The sequence below is a fragment of the Bacillales bacterium genome (genome assembly GCA_035700025.1).
Classification (GTDB): domain Bacteria; phylum Bacillota; class Bacilli; order Bacillales; family DASSOY01; genus DASSOY01.
Map to the genome: position 1 here is coordinate 21,442 of DASSOY010000058.1, position 17,867 is coordinate 39,308.

18 protein-coding genes are annotated in these 17,867 nt (G+C 50.5%); 11 read left to right on the forward strand and 7 right to left on the reverse strand.

From position 1 onward, the window contains the following. Window positions 1–19: 19 nt before the first annotated feature. The 5 genes from VFK44_09550 (at window position 20) to rlmN (ending at window position 5,479) form a co-directional block, all read left to right on the forward strand. On the forward strand, window positions 20–985 hold the full coding sequence (locus VFK44_09550) for an alpha-E domain-containing protein (GenBank protein ID HET7628618.1): 966 nt from the start codon (window positions 20–22) through the stop codon (window positions 983–985). After that, the gene (locus VFK44_09555) at window positions 982–1,896 is read left to right on the forward strand and encodes a transglutaminase family protein (GenBank protein HET7628619.1); all 915 of its coding nucleotides are present in this window, start codon (window positions 982–984) and stop codon (window positions 1,894–1,896) included. Before VFK44_09550 ends, VFK44_09555 begins: the two co-directional genes overlap by 4 nt. Before the next feature lie 455 nt (window positions 1,897–2,351). Continuing rightward, the gene (locus VFK44_09560; protein HET7628620.1) at window positions 2,352–2,894 is read left to right on the forward strand and encodes a sigma-70 family RNA polymerase sigma factor; all 543 of its coding nucleotides are present in this window, start codon (window positions 2,352–2,354) and stop codon (window positions 2,892–2,894) included. After that, window positions 2,872–4,245: a DUF4179 domain-containing protein gene (locus VFK44_09565; protein HET7628621.1), complete on the forward strand. Its 1,374-nt coding sequence runs from the start codon at window positions 2,872–2,874 to the stop codon at window positions 4,243–4,245. The genes VFK44_09560 and VFK44_09565 overlap by 23 nt, the downstream gene beginning before the upstream one ends. Before the next feature lie 154 nt (window positions 4,246–4,399). Next, window positions 4,400–5,479, forward strand: a complete 1,080-nt coding sequence (gene rlmN, locus VFK44_09570) for a 23S rRNA (adenine(2503)-C(2))-methyltransferase RlmN (GenBank protein ID HET7628622.1) — start codon at window positions 4,400–4,402, stop codon at window positions 5,477–5,479. A gap of 27 nt (window positions 5,480–5,506) precedes the next feature. Here the strand turns inward: rlmN and VFK44_09575 are convergent, their stop codons facing one another. Then, on the reverse strand, window positions 5,507–6,091 hold the full coding sequence (locus tag VFK44_09575) for a TetR/AcrR family transcriptional regulator (protein ID HET7628623.1): 585 nt from the start codon (window positions 6,089–6,091) through the stop codon (window positions 5,507–5,509). A gap of 144 nt (window positions 6,092–6,235) precedes the next feature. Here VFK44_09575 and VFK44_09580 point away from each other — a divergent pair, with 144 nt between their 5' ends. After that, entirely contained in the window at window positions 6,236–9,364 is a 3,129-nt protein-coding gene (locus VFK44_09580) for an MMPL family transporter (protein HET7628624.1), read from the forward strand. A gap of 515 nt (window positions 9,365–9,879) precedes the next feature. On the opposite strand, the gene VFK44_09585 is transcribed toward VFK44_09580, so the two are convergent. Continuing rightward, window positions 9,880–10,701 carry a peptidoglycan-binding protein gene (locus tag VFK44_09585; GenBank protein HET7628625.1) on the reverse strand — a complete coding sequence of 274 codons (822 nt, stop codon included), beginning with the start codon at window positions 10,699–10,701 and terminating at the stop codon, window positions 9,880–9,882. A 67-nt stretch (window positions 10,702–10,768) separates the two neighbouring features. Further along, window positions 10,769–11,218 (reverse strand): hypothetical protein, encoded by a 450-nt coding sequence (locus VFK44_09590; protein ID HET7628626.1) that lies wholly within the window; start codon window positions 11,216–11,218, stop codon window positions 10,769–10,771. A 103-nt stretch (window positions 11,219–11,321) separates the two neighbouring features. Here VFK44_09590 and VFK44_09595 point away from each other — a divergent pair, with 103 nt between their 5' ends. The 4 genes from VFK44_09595 (at window position 11,322) to VFK44_09610 (ending at window position 14,982) form a co-directional block, all read left to right on the forward strand. Then, window positions 11,322–11,885 (forward strand): biotin transporter BioY, encoded by a 564-nt coding sequence (locus tag VFK44_09595; GenBank protein ID HET7628627.1) that lies wholly within the window; start codon window positions 11,322–11,324, stop codon window positions 11,883–11,885. Window positions 11,886–11,905: 20 nt separating this feature from the next. Next, window positions 11,906–13,354, forward strand: a complete 1,449-nt coding sequence (locus VFK44_09600) for an AMP-binding protein (protein HET7628628.1) — start codon at window positions 11,906–11,908, stop codon at window positions 13,352–13,354. Then, window positions 13,347–14,438 carry an acetyl-CoA C-acyltransferase gene (locus VFK44_09605; protein ID HET7628629.1) on the forward strand — a complete coding sequence of 364 codons (1,092 nt, stop codon included), beginning with the start codon at window positions 13,347–13,349 and terminating at the stop codon, window positions 14,436–14,438. Before VFK44_09600 ends, VFK44_09605 begins: the two co-directional genes overlap by 8 nt. Before the next feature lie 61 nt (window positions 14,439–14,499). Beyond that, window positions 14,500–14,982, forward strand: a complete 483-nt coding sequence (locus VFK44_09610) for a divergent PAP2 family protein (GenBank protein ID HET7628630.1) — start codon at window positions 14,500–14,502, stop codon at window positions 14,980–14,982. A 110-nt stretch (window positions 14,983–15,092) separates the two neighbouring features. Here VFK44_09610 and VFK44_09615 read toward each other — a convergent pair whose 3' ends face one another. Further along, window positions 15,093–15,362 carry a hypothetical protein gene (locus tag VFK44_09615; protein HET7628631.1) on the reverse strand — a complete coding sequence of 90 codons (270 nt, stop codon included), beginning with the start codon at window positions 15,360–15,362 and terminating at the stop codon, window positions 15,093–15,095. A gap of 282 nt (window positions 15,363–15,644) precedes the next feature. On the opposite strand from VFK44_09615, the gene VFK44_09620 reads away from it, so the two are divergent. Beyond that, entirely contained in the window at window positions 15,645–16,217 is a 573-nt protein-coding gene (locus tag VFK44_09620; protein HET7628632.1) for a DUF6241 domain-containing protein, read from the forward strand. A gap of 12 nt (window positions 16,218–16,229) precedes the next feature. On the opposite strand, the gene VFK44_09625 is transcribed toward VFK44_09620, so the two are convergent. Genes VFK44_09625 through VFK44_09635 form a run of 3 tightly spaced genes read right to left on the reverse strand, consistent with a single transcriptional unit; the run spans window position 16,230 to window position 17,773 of the window. Further along, complete coding sequence (locus VFK44_09625) at window positions 16,230–16,439, reverse strand: gamma-type small acid-soluble spore protein (GenBank protein ID HET7628633.1); 210 nt, start codon at window positions 16,437–16,439, stop codon at window positions 16,230–16,232. Between the two features lie 46 nt (window positions 16,440–16,485). Then, window positions 16,486–16,863 (reverse strand): VOC family protein, encoded by a 378-nt coding sequence (locus VFK44_09630; GenBank protein ID HET7628634.1) that lies wholly within the window; start codon window positions 16,861–16,863, stop codon window positions 16,486–16,488. 40 nt (window positions 16,864–16,903) lie between these two features. After that, a complete protein-coding gene (locus tag VFK44_09635) occupies window positions 16,904–17,773 on the reverse strand; it encodes an AraC family transcriptional regulator (GenBank protein HET7628635.1) in 870 nt (289 codons plus the stop codon). Window positions 17,774–17,867: the final 94 nt, after the last annotated feature.

Genomic DNA, 17,867 nt, shown 5'->3' on the forward strand with positions numbered 1-17,867 from the left:
TCAGCGGGGGGGAAAGCGAATGTTAAGCCGGGTTGCCAATTCGTTGTATTGGTTGTCACGAAACGTTGAGCGTGCCGAGAATAACACGCGCTTGATCGAAATGAAATGGATCAGCTTGTTGGAGAACGTCGATAAACATTCGAAGGACGATCAAAACTGGTCGGACATGGTTCAAATTTGCGGAGATCCGAATCTATTTACTAACCATTATGCGGATATGAATGCCGAAAACGCATTAGATTTCATCACTTTTTCCGATAAGAATGGCAACTCCATTTTGAAAAGCATCCAGATCAGCAGGGATAACGCCAGAGTGATTCGGGAAATCATTCCGCAAGAATTATGGGAATTGATCAACACGTCTTATTGGGATATTCGGCGAGCCTCCGAACAGAACTTAAATAAAGAAAATATAACGGACTTCTTGAAGCGGGTCAAAAATCAGTCATTGCGCCTTCAAGGCATCATTGAAGCCACGATGCCGCGTGACGAGGCTTATTTATTCATCCAAATGGGTAAATACTTAGAACGCGCGGATAAGATGGCCCGTATTTTGGACGTGTATTACCATCGCACAAATACGGCGCAAGCCCATCAAAAAATTGTCGATTATCACCATTGGTGGGCTGTATTGCAATCGGTCAGCGGCCATGACGCTTTTTTAAAGAAACATCGGTCCTTTATCAACGGGGAACGTGTGATTTATTTTCTCATTGTTGATCCTGTCTTTCCGCGTTCCATTTCTTTCTGTATGGATCGGCTCATGGAGGCTTTTATGGAACATGAAAACGGTGAAGTGCATGCCTACTCCTTGGAGTTGTACCAATTATTAAATCAATTAAAAGCGGATCTTCTGGCGTTTTCGGTCGATCAGCAGCCGTATGAAGAGTTGCAGGGTTTCTTGCATAATTTGCGAAACCGCTTTAATGAAATTGGACAATTGATTCTCAAAACTTATTATTTGGGAGCGCTGCCGGCATTATGAAATACGAGATTCGTCAAACCAATCATTTTACCTACGAGGGATCAGTGAGCCACAGCATTAATCAATTTCGCTTGAAACCGATCGAAGACCATGAACAAAAGTGTCTTTCTTTTGACGTGACCATTGATCCGGAAGCAACGTGCTATATCCATAACGATTATTGGGGAAATCACGTAGAGACGTTTTACATTTGGGAATCCCATGACAAGTTAATGATCGAAACGCATTCCGTCGTCGAAGTATGTAAAAAACAGATACCGCCGTCTCCTTCATTCAACGAGGAGATGCTGCAGATGTTTGATTCGGATGCTTTTAAACAAGAGTATGCCGAATTCTTGGTTCAAACCGACTATACGACGATTGACCAGGCGAAAATCGAAGCCGTAACGGACAAAATTTGGGAGCAATCCAAAGATCCGCACGACTTTGTTAATCGAGTCAATACGTATTTATATGAGACTTTCACATATGTGCCGGGTGCAACGACGGTTGAAACGAAGGCAGAAGAGGTGCTGAACAACGAAGAAGGGGTTTGCCAAGACTACACGCATGTGATGTTGGCACTCTGTCGGCATCGTGGAATTCCAGCTCGTTACGTCAGCGGTTATATTTATGTCGACGAAAACTCAGCGATGCGTGGTGATGCCGCGACACATGCTTGGGTGGAGATTGCCTTACCTAACATTGGATGGGTGGGCTTTGATCCGACAAATAACGTTATCGCTAAAGACCAGCATATACGCCTGGCTGTTGGCCGGGATTATCAAGATATCGTGCCGGTGAAAGGCATTTATATCGGCGGAAAGCAACACCTTCAAGTCGGTGTCAGCGTGAAAAAAATCGATCCCCCCAATGAATCCGGGTCTTCGCAGGATTTATACTTCGTGAGAAAAAACAAGGAACTTCCTTAAGCGGAGGTTCCTTATTTGCATGCTGACGAAAAAATCTGTCATTTTTGATCAAGTTCCCTTATAATGGAATGAAAGGAACGTTGGAGGAAGGTGAAGCACTTGTACGTACTCGAAAAACTGTACAATTTAACGGAATACATTATGGCTTTCGCGTTTATCATCGGGATTCCCTCGGTCATGTGTTTCAATTTTTTCAGGAAAAAGAAGCTGCCCCCCAACAATTACACACCGTATGACGATATGCTCGAAGGAAGAACGCCTCGTTCTCGTTCGGAGTATCGGTCGAACACTGCGAATCAAGCGATCTATCGCGATAAGGACAGTTAAGGCAAGTGGGTTTTAGAATAAAGCAGGGAAACGTACCCAATTTATGGGTGCTTTTTTTATGGATACCGGCAGAAAAATGAAACTTTCCAGCAGCCTAAGTCCCTCTAATGGTCGAAAGGAGGTCAGTGATGGAGCAATGGAAGCTTGTTAAAGAAGCGAGGAAGGGGAACGGCGAAGCTTTTCAACAACTGCTTGAAACACACAGCGAAAGGCTTTACCGCACCGCTTACCTATATACGGGGAACCGCCAGGATGCACTCGATATTGTTCAAGAGACGGCCTATAATGCTTTTCGTTCGATCGGTCAATTGAAAAATCCAAAGTACTTTCTTACCTGGATCACCCGAATTCTCATTCATTGTGCGTATGAAGTTTTGGACAAAAAGAAGAAAGAGCTGCCGGTGGACCATTGGATGGAGCGGCAAATGGAAGACGGCAAACAGCCGGACCACGCTCATCGATTAGATTTGGCAGATGCCGTAAACCATTTGAAAAGGGACTATCAAACGGCCGTTGTCCTTTATTACTATGAAGATTTGAAAATCAAAGAGATTGCGGCCATCATGGATGTCCCGGAAAATACGGTGAAAACGTATTTGTCTCGGGCAAAACGCGACTTGAAAAGAAGGTTAGGAGGGGCAGGCGGCTATGAACAAGCAGGAATTTCATGAACCGATCGAAAAGATTGAGGTTCCGAAAGACGATGTGGCAACGGCGATCCGGAAAGGGATCGGACGTGTTGAATCGGAACGCCGTGTGCAGCGGAAAAAGAAACGTGTCCCGGCAACCATTGCTTCCATCGCAGCAGCGGCAGTGTTGTTTCTCTCACTCGGATTTTTTAATCCCGCGGTGGGCCATGTGATGGCGGATGTTCCTTTGTTAGGGAAATTATACGGAAATGATTCAATCGGCAACGATTTAGCCTCCCAACAATTGGTGACAATGCTCAACGAGCAGGCGTCCGATCACGGCATCGACGTTTCGATTACGAGTGCTTACTATGACGGCTCCGTCATTGGCATAACATTTAAGGCGAAAGGGGATATCCAACCGAAACCGGAATCCAAACGAGAGTTGTTCGCCTTTTATGAGATCTTTGGCGGGGATCCAAACATCGATGACAGCAAAGAGTTGGCCGCAACGAAAAAGACGAAAGACGGCTACATCGGGCACATTCGGTTCAACTATCCAAAGGTGGATTTGCCAAAGCACGCCACGGTCCCGGTAACATTCCTGCAAATCGGGGATCAAAAAGGGAAATGGAACTTTAACGTGCCGATCCAACAATTGCCGTATGAAGTGATAAAATTTCAACAGACAACGAGCAGCGAAGACGGAGATTTGAAGGTTCGTTTTGATTCACTTGTGTCCGGAAAATCTTCTTCGGCATTGAATTATACAGCTTCTTTTCCTGCGGCTGATATTAATGATCAAGTTCGGTTGAGAATTTACGATGACAAAGGACGTCAAGTGCGCATCGTTTCTGACGGAATTGAACTTACGTCAAAGATCGTCGACGGAAAAGAAATTGTGCAAAGCCGTTCGATTCTCCCGAAAAATCTTATCGGGAAGTCGGAGTTTTTAGAAATCCATCCGGACATCGCGTTGTATGCGAAGGATCAGTTTGTTGAATTGGATGAGAGCGTGCCCGCGTTCGTGAAAACGGAAAGACAAAACTTTTCCGTGGAAGTGGAACGGATTAAAGTGAAAGCGGATAAAGTCACGTTTGATTTTCAAGTAAATGGCGGAAAACGGTACGGCAAGGGATTCGTCTTTTATAAAAATTTTGCTCGCAATGGTGTCACTCTGGTAAAGAAATCCGAAAAAAATGTGTTTCAATTGCCGAAGCCACACACGACAAAAGTGTTAAGCAGGGATGAATTGCGATTTCGCAATACCTTTGACATGAACGATTTCGAAAGTTTGAGTGTGGAGGATACCGTCATTAAAGTCCACTTTGGTCACCTGTCGGCCAACATTCCGCTGGCATTGGACCCGGTTAAGGTGTTTTTACAGAAATAATCTTACAGGCAGGGAAGACTCCGGTTTTTGGGGGTCTTCTTTTCTTCGGCTTCAGTTTTCGTTAAGGGTCGTTTGCTTTTAAACCTGCCGTTCCGTTGTTATAATTTAAGGATGGGGAAAGCCTACACGGTTTGATTTGAAATGAGGGTTTATCATGAAACGATCCATTTACGGATTAACAAAAGACGAACTGACCTCTTGGCTTGTCGAACGCGGTGAGAAGAAATTTCGCGCGACGCAAGTATGGGAATGGCTTTATAAAAAAAGAGTGACCCGGTTTGCGGACATGAAGAACGTGAATGCGTCTTGCATCGAGCTGCTTGAGGAGCATTTCGAGATTGAGACGCTCACCGAAGAAGTGAAGCAGCAGTCGAAAGACGGAACGATCAAGTTCTTGTTCAAGCTTGCGGACGGCAACGTGATTGAAACGGTACTGATGCGTTTCAATTACGGATTGTCGGTCTGTGTGACGACGCAAGTCGGCTGCAACATTGGCTGCAGCTTTTGCGCGAGCGGGATTTTGGCGAAAAATCGCGATCTCGACGCAGGTGAGATCGTTGAGCAAATCATGAAGGTGCAGCACCATCTCGATGCCGCAGGCAAAGACGAGCGTGTGAGTCACATCGTTGTGATGGGCATCGGCGAGCCTTTTGACAACTATGCCAACACGATGAACTTTTTGCGAGTCGTCAATGACCAGAAAGGTTTGTCGATCGGTGCGCGTCATATCACGGTATCGACGAGCGGGCTCGCGCCGAAGATTTACGATTTTGCGGATGAGGATATGCAAGTGAATTTGGCGGTGTCACTGCATGCGCCGAACAATGAGCTGCGGACGCGTATCATGAAGATCAACCGCGCTTATCCGATTGAGAAAGTGATGGCTGCGGTCGATTATTATTTGAAAAAGACGAATCGCCGGATCACGTTTGAATACATTTTGTTGAAAGACGTGAACGATCATAAAAAAGAAGCGCGGCAACTCGCACAGCTGCTGAAAGACAAACGAAAGCTGTCCTACGTGAACTTGATTCCGTATAATCCGGTCGGCGACCATCCGTATGATCGGAGCGAGAAGGACGCGATTCTCGGCTTCTATGAAACGCTGCTTAAAGAAGGGGTGAACTGCGGCGTCCGAACGGAACACGGGACGGACATCGATGCCGCATGCGGGCAGCTGCGAAGCAAACAAATTGCAAAAGAAAAAGCGCGAAAGAAAACCGCGCCTGCGTGATCCGAGTCAGGATCACGCCGTTTTTTTTTAGAAAAGCAGTTGTACTTCGGCATTGAATTGGGCGATGACAAGGTCGGCAAGGTCGTCGGGCGGGAGATTTTTGCCGTTTCGAATCCATTCCGTCAAGATGTTTATGGCGATCCCTTTGCGTATGGCGAGGAAGTAGTCGAAATGCCGGCTGATGATTTTCGCATTTTCGGTTTCTGGAAGCAACGGCGGATAGTGATTCGCCAAATCAACGAAGGCTTCTCCGAAAACATGAAGCAGATTCGCTTGCATTAACTGTTCGATGATCGTTGAATGTATGTACCAAAATCGCAAATACGGTTTTAAAAAAGGAAAATAGCCGGTTTCCTCGGTTGGTGCGGTCTCTCGACAAAACGATAAGAGATAGTCGTACAACTGTGCAAACGTTTCATCGCATTTCATTCTCAGCACATCCTCAATGCCGTCGAAGTATCTGTAAAAGGTGGCTCTTCCGACACCGGCATGAGCAGTGAGTTTTTGAACGGTAATTTCTTGAAACTCCGTCGTTCGCATAAGGTCGGTCAAGGCTTCGTAAATTAACCGGCACGATTGCACAGAACGTTTGTCTTCCTTGATGCGATACATACCATCCTCTCCTGTTTCACATGTTTGATTTCGGTTGACATCGTGTTCAACCTTATATACAGTTTTATATGAGTCAATTGTATCATATTTTTAGATTTCACAACTTTCTGTTTCATATTTTCATAGCATCCAGGTGATTCCTCCATGAAAATGTTGTTGAAAGCGAAAGGCTTCGTATTGCTTGCGTGGGTCGTCGCCTTGACGATTCTTCTTATAACGGCTCCGAATCTGTCCGATCTCGTCCGCGAAAATGGACAGCCGGAAGTCCCCGACGGTTATCCGTCCTCAACGGCTTCTTCGCTTTTGGATCACGTTCACCGTGAAAAGCATCGGGAAGGTTCTTCCTTGACGCCGATCGTTTTTCACGACAAAAACGGTCTATCGCAGCAGGACCTCAACGAAGTGGAACATGCTGTCGCCTTGTTAAAGCGCAAGAAGTCGTCGCTTGGGATTACGTCAATCCAGGACCCGATCAATCAGTCCGGTCTGCGTGACAAACTGGTTTCCGAGGACGAAACGACTCTCATTGCGATGGTTCGCGTTCAGTTCGAAGGCCGCTCGATGCAACAAGAAAAGCAGCTGCTGTATGATGCGCTCAAGGGTGTCACCGTGGATCATTATGTTACCGGCAATTGGGTGATTCAAGATGACTACATGGAAAGCACCCAGGAAGGGCTGCACCGTACGGAATGGCTGACATTGATTTTCATCTTGCTCGTTTTGCTGCTCGTGTTCCGATCCTTGATCGCGCCGCTGCTTCCGCTTGTCACGGTAGGCATCACTTTCCTCGCGACGCAGGCGATCGTTGCTTTTCTCGTCGAAGCGGTCCAGTTTCCGGTGTCCAATTTCACGCAAATTTTTCTCGTTGCTGTATTGTTCGGCATCGGCACGGATTATTGCATCTTGCTGTTGAATCGCTTTAAGGAAGAATTGCCCGCACACGATTCCGTTGCCGACGCGATTGTCCATACGTATAAAAATGCGGGACGAACGATGTTTTTCAGCGGCGTTGCTGTATTGATCGGCTTTTCAACGATCGGCTTGTCGACCTTCAGCCTGTATCGCTCAGCAGCAGGAGTGGCGATCGGCGTTGCTGTCTTAATGATTGCTTTGACGACGCTGCTTCCGATTTTCATGCTTTGGCTCGGACCGAAATTGTTTTGGCCGTCCGGGCATGCGCTTGGTCATCACGAAAGCCGGTTTTGGGGCGGCATGGGTCGATTCGCGCTGGCGCGTCCGCTGCTCTCACTGCTGCTTGTCGCCTGTGCCACCGTCCCTTTCATGCTGACTTACGACGATTTGAAAAGCTACAATTTTATCGAAGAAATCGGTGACGACTATAAGTCTGTTAAAGGATTCGAGTACATTTCGAAAGTCTTCGGACCCGGGGCTTTAATGCCGACGACAATCGTGATCGAAAACGATGAAAAAATGGACGAACGCTCGGATTTGCAAACGATTGAAGCGATTTCGCGCGAGGTGCAAAAAGTTGACCATGTGCAAACGGTTCGAAGCGTGACGCGTCCGGAAGGAGAGCCGATCGAAAATTTTCTCGTTCCGAAGCAGGCGAAGTCGCTGCAAGGCGGCCTTTCCGATGCTCGTGACGGCATCGGAAAAATTCGCGGCGGTTTGGCACAAGCGCGCGGCGAGCTTGCCGCGTCGCTGCCGGATTTGGAAACGGCGGTTAACAGCTTTGAACCTCTCATCTCGGGTACCGCGAATTTGAAGGAAGGGGTTCAAGATCTTAAGAACGGCCTTCAGCGAATCGAGGCAGGTTTGCAGCGCGGAGCCGAGGGGAGTACACAGCTTCAGAACGGTTTAGCCGAGGCTGAAAAGGGAGCTGAAAGGCTCGCGGATGAAAGCAGAAAGCTGTTGAACGGGTACGAGCAAATGCAGCAAGGGCTTCATCAATTGGCGAACCATTACGGTGAGCTGCAAGCGGGTGTACAACAAATTCACGACCAGCTGGGAACAATCGATGAAAAACTAAAACAGCTCGGCCAAGATCACCCAGAGATTACAAGTGATCCGAACTACCAGTATGCGGTTCAGGCAACTGAGCTGCTCATTGACAGCTCGAAGGACCTGAATGAAAAGTTTGCGTCGGTCAATGGCCAGTTGAACACGTTAATCGCGAACATGAGCGATGCGAATCAAGCGTTCGATCAGCTGACGGCCGGACAGCGGCAATTGGCGGAGAACTTGCAAAAGGCGGTAGCCGGCGTCGCCCAGTTGCGAAACGGATTGAAGAAGCTTGACGAAGGTCAACAGGCGGCGATTAACGAAATGCCGAAGTTGTCGAACGGTTTGGAAAGTGAAAAGAACGGGCAGATCAAATTGCAGAAAGGATTTGATCAGCTTGTCGATAAGCTGTCGGGACTGACGGAAGGTCTAGGGGGCAGCGTCAAAGGGTTGAAGCGTGTCTCGGAAGGGTTGGCAGAAGCGCAAAGCTTTCTGAAACAATTGGCGAAATCGAACAGTGCGCTCGCCGGCTTCTACATTCCGGATCAAGTGTTGAAGAGCAAGGAATTCCAGCGGGCGATCGATCATTACATGTCGCCTGACCGAAAACTGACGTCGATTAACGTTACTTTCGATGTGAATCCGTATTCGACGACGGCAATTGAGCAAATTGATCATATTCGAGCGGCCGTTGATCGGGCAACAGAGGGTACCTCTTTAGAAAATGCAAAGGTCGGTATTGGCGGGGTTACGAGCGTGTATAATGATTTGGGAGAAATCTCGAATGCCGATTATACGCGGACGGCGATTTTAATGCTGATTGGCATTGGTCTGATTCTCATTGCCTTGTTAAGGTCGTTCATCATGCCGCTTTACATTTTGTTATCGCTTGTTGCGGCTTATTATACGGCGATGGGAATCAGCGAGCTCATTTTCGTTAACTTCCTTGGATATTCGGGGATCAGTTGGGCGGTGCCTTTCTTTGGATTCGTCATGCTGATTACGCTCGGTGTCGATTACAGTATATTCTTGATGGATCGATTCAACGAGAATCGGGATTTGCGCGTTACCGATGCGATTTTGACAGCTATGAAAAACATGGGAACGGTCATCTTGTCTGCTGCCATTATTCTAGGCGGAACTTTTGCAGCGATGATGCCATCCGGCGTTGTTTCCTTGATGGAAATTGCGACGATCATTATTTCCGGTTTGGTGATTTATAACTTGTTCGTGCTGCCGCTGTTTATCCCAGTGATGGTAAAAACATTCGGGAAAGCGAACTGGTGGCCGTTCCGCCGGACGGAAGATTAAAAGCAGGATTCGTGTAGAGAAACGAAAGGTTTCTCCACACGCTTTTTTCGATTGGCCGTTTGAGTGCGAGGGACCTAAGTTGCATTAGCCGTCTGTATTCCGGAATCGCTCATGAGAAACGTTATTTTAGAAAAAAAGGCAGGATTTGAAAAGAATCGCTCATTGAGCACGCTATTTTCCGGAAAAGGGGGAAATCGCGAATGAAATCCCCGGAATTTCGGAAAATAGCGCTCCTCATGAGCGATTTCATCTAAAAACGGGATTTTAAAGGGAATTAAGCACTCTGGTGAGCGATTTGAAACCACACCACGATCTTTCTGTTCAAAAGAAGGGTCGTGGTTGTGTTTACATCCTAAGATGAGAATTTTCGGCCGCGGGCCGAAAAATTTCCGATTTCGAATTTCTTGCGGACATGGAGTGAAATGTCGAGAAAACCGTGATGTGATTCATGGAATTCTAGGGAATCACGCGGTTCCGCTTTCGACAAAAAGCATCATTTCCCGGGAAATTTTTTATTACCTGGGTCGAACGCCGTTCAGTAAATCCCAAGTGTTCAAGCGGAACGTGTTCTGGAAATGCGGGAAATCTTTAATGCTTCGGAACGTTCCGCCCCATTCGAGTCCCGCCTGTTGTCCGAGCCGACCCATCCGTCGGTAAAGGTTAAGGTCGTTTGATACACGGCCGTTCACAATCGGGTACGCATCGAACGCGAGCCCCCAATTATGAAACGAGTCGCCGCCCATGGCGTTCGTCACGATTCTTCCCGGCTCGGTGCGCCCGCGTGCATACAAGCGGTCTTGTTCGTTCCAACTTCGAAATGCATTTGCAATACGAACATTCAGACCGTTCTCACGCGTCAGACGCAAGAACCTTCTTGCTTGGGCAGCTACGGTCGGGTGAAGCGAGGCAATGTCCGAAGAACTCGGCCGCCGTTCATAATGGCCCGTTTCCCTCGGATTAAACAGCCGTTGTCGCGTCCGGGGATCGACGATCCCGGTTTGCCGAAGTCCGTTGGCGGCTTGAAATCGAAGCACGGCAGACCGCGTCATCGGTCCGTACCAGCCGTCTACGGGACCGGGAGAAAACCCGCGCGACCGCAAAAGCGACTGAACCGCACGCACATTGTCGAGAAGCACGCGCCACGTGATCGGACCCACGATGCCGTCTGGTGCTAGACGAAAACGATCTTGAAAGTTTCGCACCGCATCTCTCGTTCTGCCGTCAAAGCGGCGGTCGACGACAAAACCGTTGTAATTCAAGGCAAGTCCGTTCAAATTTCTTTCCAAGCGCGTCACATATCGTCCTGTAGATCCGTTGCGCAAAATCGGTAACGGCATCCGGCATCCCCCTTTTTCAAGTGATGATGCCATTTTATGCCGCCCGCCCGAATTCGTTCGACCGGGCTCAGCCGATCCTCACAAACCGCAATTCCGCTTCCGCTATCATCACGCCCCCCACCCGCGCTCGCGCGCTCACCTTCACCGCCGCCCTTCGCCTCCGCACCACCTCGACTTCCGTCTCGATCGCCTCCCCGGCCTCCGGCCGGCGCCGCCCCATCCGGCACGCCTCCACTCCCGCCAGCACCCACCGCTCCGCGGCGGGTGCAGCGTTCGCTCCTGCTTCCGCCCCTTCCGCGCTCCGCGCCCCGCCGCCCCGGTCAAGGACCGGCCCGGCGGTTTGCGCGAGCGCTTCCAGAACAAGCCCGGCCGGCATGCGCCCGCCGGGCATGCCGGCGTCGCCGGCCGTCACGCGCTTCCTCCCGCTCACGCGCGTGCCGTCCTCCGTCACTTCCATCACATCCAGCATGACAAACGGATGGCGCTGGTGGTTTTGCGCCATTCCGGTCTTTTTCATCGTTTCTGCCTCCTATATGAGTTAACCTATTTATTATTTCAGTTGACACAAATTTTTCTAGCTTATACACTTATTTTATATTAATCGAAGCAGAGGTGGAATCATGAAAGTCATTCACATGGTTTATGTCGCGCTTTTCACGGCGATCATGGCGGTGCTCGGGGTCGTACCCGCAATCTACCTGGCGTTCACCCCGGTGCCGATCGTTTTGCAAAACATGGGGGTAATGCTGTCGGGAAGCATGCTCGGCGCGCGGCTCGGGGCGTTGAGCCAACTGTTGTTTTTGGCTCTCGTGGCTGCGGGCGCTCCGGTTTTGACGGGGGGCAGAGGCGGTCTCGCCGTGTTTTTCGGCGTGAGCGGCGGTTACTTGATTGCTTATCCGATTGCTGCTTTTGTCGTCGGATTGCTGTTGGCGCGCATGCAAAAACCTACATATTGGAGGTTTCTCGCCGCGAATATTCTCGGCGGCGTGCTGGTCGTTTATGCAATCGGGATTCCGTATCAAGCTTTTATGATGGATATTTCCTTATGGCATGCTATCGTTATTAGCAGCGTGTACATTCCGGGTGATTTGCTGAAAGCAGTTGTCGCGTCCTATCTGGCGTTGCGGGTGCGTAAGCATATGTCGATTCACGACAAGGCAGGTCCAATGAAACAGGCAGGTTGACTTAAAGGAGTTCCAACGATATGAACATTGCCGGTTCTTATAAAATTTACGCCGAGCGGTTCGCGGAGCGGACAGCTTTGCGTTTCAAAGATGAGACGTACAGTTATCGCGAGTGGCATGCAGCGGTGAGCCAAACGGCAGGTTGGCTCGCTGCATATGACGATCCGAAAAAAAGAATCGGCATTTTGCTGAACAACGGGCCGTTGTTCCTGCAGCTTTTTGCAGGGGCAGCGGCTGCCGGTTGGACGGCGGTGCCGCTTGACCCGAAATGGAAGCCGCGCGAAATGCGCGAGCGGCTGGAAGCGACGGGAGTTTCGTTCGTTGTGACGGCTGCAATTTTATCGGAAAAATTCATTGACCTTCCGGTTTCGGTCATACATGAAGATGACTGCAAGAAACAAATGTTGGAGGCTTCGGCGGTTGACGCTCTCGAGGATGCGGACAAGATGCCTTTTTATATGGGGTTTACTTCGGGGACGACCGGCCGCCCGAAGGCTTTTTTGCGTGCGCACGATTCGTGGGTGAACAGCTTTCGCTGCAACATCGAAGATTTTCACCTGCCGCCTGCTGCCAAAGTGCTCATTCCCGGGCAGCTCATTCATTCTCATTTTTTGTATGGAGCTGTTAGCACGTTATATTTTGGCGGAACGGTGGTGCTTTTGGAAAAATTCAATGCGGGGCGCGTGTTGGATGAACTTGAACGCGGGACAGCCGACACCGTTTTCACGGTCCCTACGATGAATGAAGCATTGGGGCGCGAGCAACGGACGCTTGAACGTCGTTTCCGCATCATCAGTTCCGGGGCGAAATGGCAAGCGGCTTCGAAACAGCGTTTGAAAGACCGTTTCCCAGGGCTCCAGCTGTATGAATTTTACGGGGCTTCGGAATTAAGCTTTGTTAGTTACTTGAGTGGGGACGATCACCAACGCAAACCGAAGTCCGTCGGCAAGCCGTTTCATAACGTGCTGCTTGAAATTCGCAACAATGATCGCACGTGCGCACCGTTTGAACGGGGGAAAATTTTCGTCAAAAGCGACATGACGTTTCTCGGTTATTTAGGGGAGCATCGCGAGCCGCCTCAGGACGGTTGGCATACGGTGGACGACATCGGTTATTTGGACGAGGATGGTTATTTGTATATTGAAGGACGCGAAAACATGATGATTTTGTACGGCGGCATCAACGTCTTTCCTGAGGAGGTCGAAACAGTGCTTCAGGCGCATCCGGACATCGAGGAAGCTGCGGTGATCGGCACGACAGACGATTACTGGGGACAGCTCGTGACGGCTGTTGTTAAGGGAGAGGGCACTCGGAGGTCGCTTCAGGCTTGGTGCAAGCAGCGATTATCGGCCTATAAAATTCCGAGGCGCTGGCATTTCGTCGATGAACTGCCTCATACGCCGGGCGGGAAGATCGATCGCCGCCGGTTAGCGGCCCTCGTTGAAAGCGAGGTGAGCGAGCATGCATAAAGCAGTCATTGTGCGGGCCAAGCGGACGCCGATCGGCCGCAAGGGCGGGCTTCTCAAGAACGTCGACGTCGACGGACTCGCCCGCCCGGTGCTGCAGCACGTCAGTGCCGGCATTGAGGATGACGTCTGCGACGTCATCCTCGGCAACGTCGTCGGCCCGGGAGGCAACGTCGCCCGCTTATGCGCGCTCGATGCCGGTCTTCCGCTCAGCGTCACCGGAATGACGATCGACCGGCAATGCAGCGCCGGCCTTGAAGCGATTCGCACCGCCTGCTACTTCGTCCAGGGCGGTGCGGGCGAATGCTACATCGCGGGCGGCGTGGAAAGCGCGAGCCGGTCGCCGTTTCCGCATCGGGCGCGGTTCGCGCCGGATGCGTTAGGCGATCCGGAGATGGGCGAGGCGGCGGAACTCGTCGCCGAGAAGTACGGCGTCAGCCGGGAACGCCAGGATGCGCTCGCGCTCGCGAGTTACGAGCGGTCGTGGCGGGCGCACGAGGCTGGCGTGTTCGCGGAGGAGCTTGTGCCCGTCGGCCTCGTCCGGGAGGACGAGGTGTTCGGGCGGAAGCGGGAGATGCGGCGGCTCGTGGAGCGAGCGAAGCCGGTGTTCGTGAGCGGCGGGACGGTGACGGCCGCGAACAGCTGCGGCGTGAACGACGGCGCGGGAGCGGTCGTCGTGATGAGCGAGCGGATGGCGGAGGCGCGCGGGCTGGCGCCGGTGCTGCGGTTCGTCGACAGCGAGGTGACCGGCGTCGATCCGCGCTATCCGGGGATCGCGCCGGTGCCGGCGGTACGCCGGTTGTTGGCGCGGAACGGGTTGGGTGTGAACGAGATCGACCAGGTGGAATTGAATGAGGCATTTGCGGCGAAGGTGGCCGCGTGCGTGCAGGAGCTTGGGCTGCGGGAAGACCGGTTGAACGTGCACGGCGGTGCGATTGCCATCGGCCATCCGTACGGGGCGTCTGGCGCGATATTGGTGACGAGGTTGTATTTCGAGGCGTTGCGGAACCCGGAAACGCAGTATTTTCTTGCGGCGATGGGCAGCGGAGGCGGTATCGGGACGGCGGTGCTGTTTGAAAAGGTTTAACCGCGACTGGCGCGTTTTTTTGTTATAATGAAGGCAGAGTCCAAGGAAAGGATGCGCCGTCTTGATTTTTCATAATTTCGCGTTCGTGGCTGCTTTAATCGGGGTAGTCCTTGCTCAGGTGTTGAAAGTTCCCATTCACCTGGTCGTGGCGAAGAAGTTGAATTGGGGCTTGTTGATCAGCAATGGCGGCATGCCCAGCTCGCATTCCTGCGCGGTAACGGCTCTTGCCGTCTCCGTCGGTCTTCAAACCGGTTTTGAGTCTCCTGTATTTGCCGTTGCGGCGATGTTTGCGATCATCACGATGTTCGATGCCGCAGGCGTTCGCAGGCAGGCCGGAGAACATGCTTCATTGTTGAACCAGCTGCGCAAAGATTTCGCGAATCTGGTGACCGAATTCAAACAATGGCAGGAGAAGCCCGGCTATCAAAAACAGAACGACTTGAAGGAATTGCTCGGTCATAAACCGGCCGAAGTGTATTCCGGCGCCATTCTCGGCATTATTATCGCTTATGTCATGTACTATTGGATTTGGATCGGCGGGTAAATGGAAAAAACCAGGAGCCTCCTGGTTCTTTTTTTGCACAAAAAGTCCTTATTCCAATCTTGGAAAGCAGTGTCCGCAACAGCTCGAAAGGTTCCGGCGGTGTTTATTTTTTAACTGTCGCGCAAGTATTTGTCATGGTCTTTCAAAAATTTCTTCACGCCGAATTCGGACCAGCCTAAACGAAATAAATGTTTGTCTAAATAGTTGGAATCCATTCGAAAAAAATGTTGGTGAAAAGCAAGGTCCGGCACAGCGATCACGACGTTCGACGTCCAAGACTGCAACAAATGAACTTGTTGATTGTCGGCGCCCCATAGAAAGCCTTTCCCTTTCAGGCTGAAGAAGGATCCTTCCTCGCTGTTATAATAGACGGTTCGCATCTTTGCATAAGTCCTTTCTCATCCTTTGCAATATTCGAATAAAAAGATGTGAATGTGTGCGTCGCAAAGGGCTGTTCCGTTGCTTTTACGAATTCTTTCGGCCGGCCGCTAACGTGACGCGCCTTTCCACTTCGCGCAGGATTTCCCGTATTCATAAAAAATGAGACACGAACCCCTCGGACATTTCGGTACGGTTTGAGATGGAATTCCCTATCCCCATTGGATGTTATTTCCTTTCCTGTATAATGATAAGGGGTCAAATGATTTAGGGGGGTCGGTATTTTGAAAAAGAAAGCGATTTGGACCGGTATCATCCTTTTGTTGTTGGTAATAACCGGGGGAGTGTCGTATTATGCCATGAACGCGGTCCTGTACGCGCCGCATGAGCAGACAGGAACGTCAAACACCGAGAAGCCAACCTTAAATGCGGATGAGAACGGCGAAGGTCGCAAGCTCGGATCAGTCGGGAAGATGCAACGGATAAAGAATGGGCGTGTGCAAAGAAATGCTCGGTGGACCGAAGCAGAAATCATGAGGACTTTGCATGAAATGACACATCAAAAGGTGGTGTCTTCCGAAAAGTGGGGCGCGGTACCGATGACGTTGGAAAACGTCAAGGCGATGATCGCGATCGTGCGAAAGCGAAAAGAATCGCTGGAACATTACGCTTTTTACAGGAAGATGTTGAATTCGTGGGAACGGGGAGATTTTAGTCAGGCGGTCGACCAACATAACCTTCTGTGGAAATGGGAAGACGGAACCGTTGGAAGAGCGACGAGGCTCATGAGCCCCGCTGAAGAAAAGCAGTTTGTACGCTCCCGTTTTGGCTCCGTCGACGGTACTTGGCGTTGGTAACGGGCCGGGGATTTATTTCCCTGTCCGTTGTTGCGATAGATTGTTTTGCCGCTTAACTTCTTCGACGTCTGTGTCGCTGTAAATGTTCGTCCCTCGTCCGCCGGTCGTCAGAGCGAGCCATTCTTTCGCTTCGTTATAGGACATTCCGGAATCGGCATTCTTTTTCTTCACTTCTTCAATGTCAGTGCCTGCCACCGTAAATCGTTTTTCGTCTTGAGCCATATGGAAACACCTCCGCATTTTGTAAAATGCGATAAAAACGAGGCGTTTATTCGGACGGCGTTTCGCTCATTAACCCATGCATGTTGCCGTCGGGATCTTTAAAGAACACCATCCACGTTTGCACGCCGTCGATTTCCGCGATGATGTGCGGCTCGTCGACCATCTCTACGTTCCTCTCGACGAGTTTTTCATACGATTGTTGAATCTCTTCGACTCGAAAATAAATAATTGAGCTCGGATGATCGACCTCTTCGTTTTCCGGTTCGCTGATTAACAGGCGCACGCCGCCGCAATCAAAGAAAGCCAAATTCGGAAATTCAAATAAAAACGGGAGTTCGAGCACGTCGCGGTAAAAAGCGACCGCTTGTTTCAAATCATGAACGGGAACGGCAATCTGGCCGATGTTTTTGATACCGATCGTCATTGTTGCTGCACATCCTTTGTCTCGTTTTCTTTATTTTACCTCAGCGTGAGCGAGGCGGCTTGTCCAATCTCACTTTTTTTCGGAATACGCTCGGAGCGCAGCCCGTGTGCCTCCGAAATTTTTTGCTGAAGGCAGATGCGGTTTCGAAGCCGACGGCGAATGCAATATCGGTCACAGCGATATCCTCGTCGGCCAACAGTCGTTTCGCTTCGCGCATCCGAATTTCGCTAAGCTGCTGTGACGGGCTTTTGCCGTGCACCGCCTTATAATTTTTCAACAAATGATTCGCCGAGAGACAGGCGGTTTGAGCGATGGTGTCCAATGTCAACGGTTGAGCATAGCATGCTTCGAGAAAATCGTGCGCGGTTGCGACCCTGCGGTATATTTCTTCCCGCACAGCGGGCCGCATCGCCGGCAGACGCTCGATTTCTTTTTTCGTTTCCATGTGGATCACGAGCATTCGTCTCATGATGTCATGCATGAGCTCGTCGCGGCGTACCTCATCGTTCCGCTCCGTTTTCAGGCGGCGCAACAACATCATCAAGCAGGTATCGTTCGGATACGTTTTTTGAACCCATTCGATTTCTTTGGAAGGCGGACGAAACGGGTCGTCCAGCCCTTGTTCCGCAGTTGAGGCAACAGCATCATGCACTTCGCCGGCGAAACCGTCTTTGAAAAACAGGCAAAACGATTCGACCTCGCGCTCGTCTTCGATTGTGATGGCATAACGGCCGGGATTGAGCAGCAAATAGCGGGTTTCGTCAACTGCATAACAGCCGCCGCCCGCTTCGTAAAAAGCACGTCCATTCGCAAAGGTTTTCAGCGACAAGGCGCCTTCTCCTTCGAAATGATGCGTCTTGCTTTTCGCATGAAGGATGAAATGACTGTCGTGCGTATCCACCGGTTTCACCTGCCTCGTCGTTTTGCACTTATTATAGCGCAAGCGCGGCCGTTTGGCTTCACGATAAGAATTCGGTAGACTACAACTAGAACGAAAAGAGGCG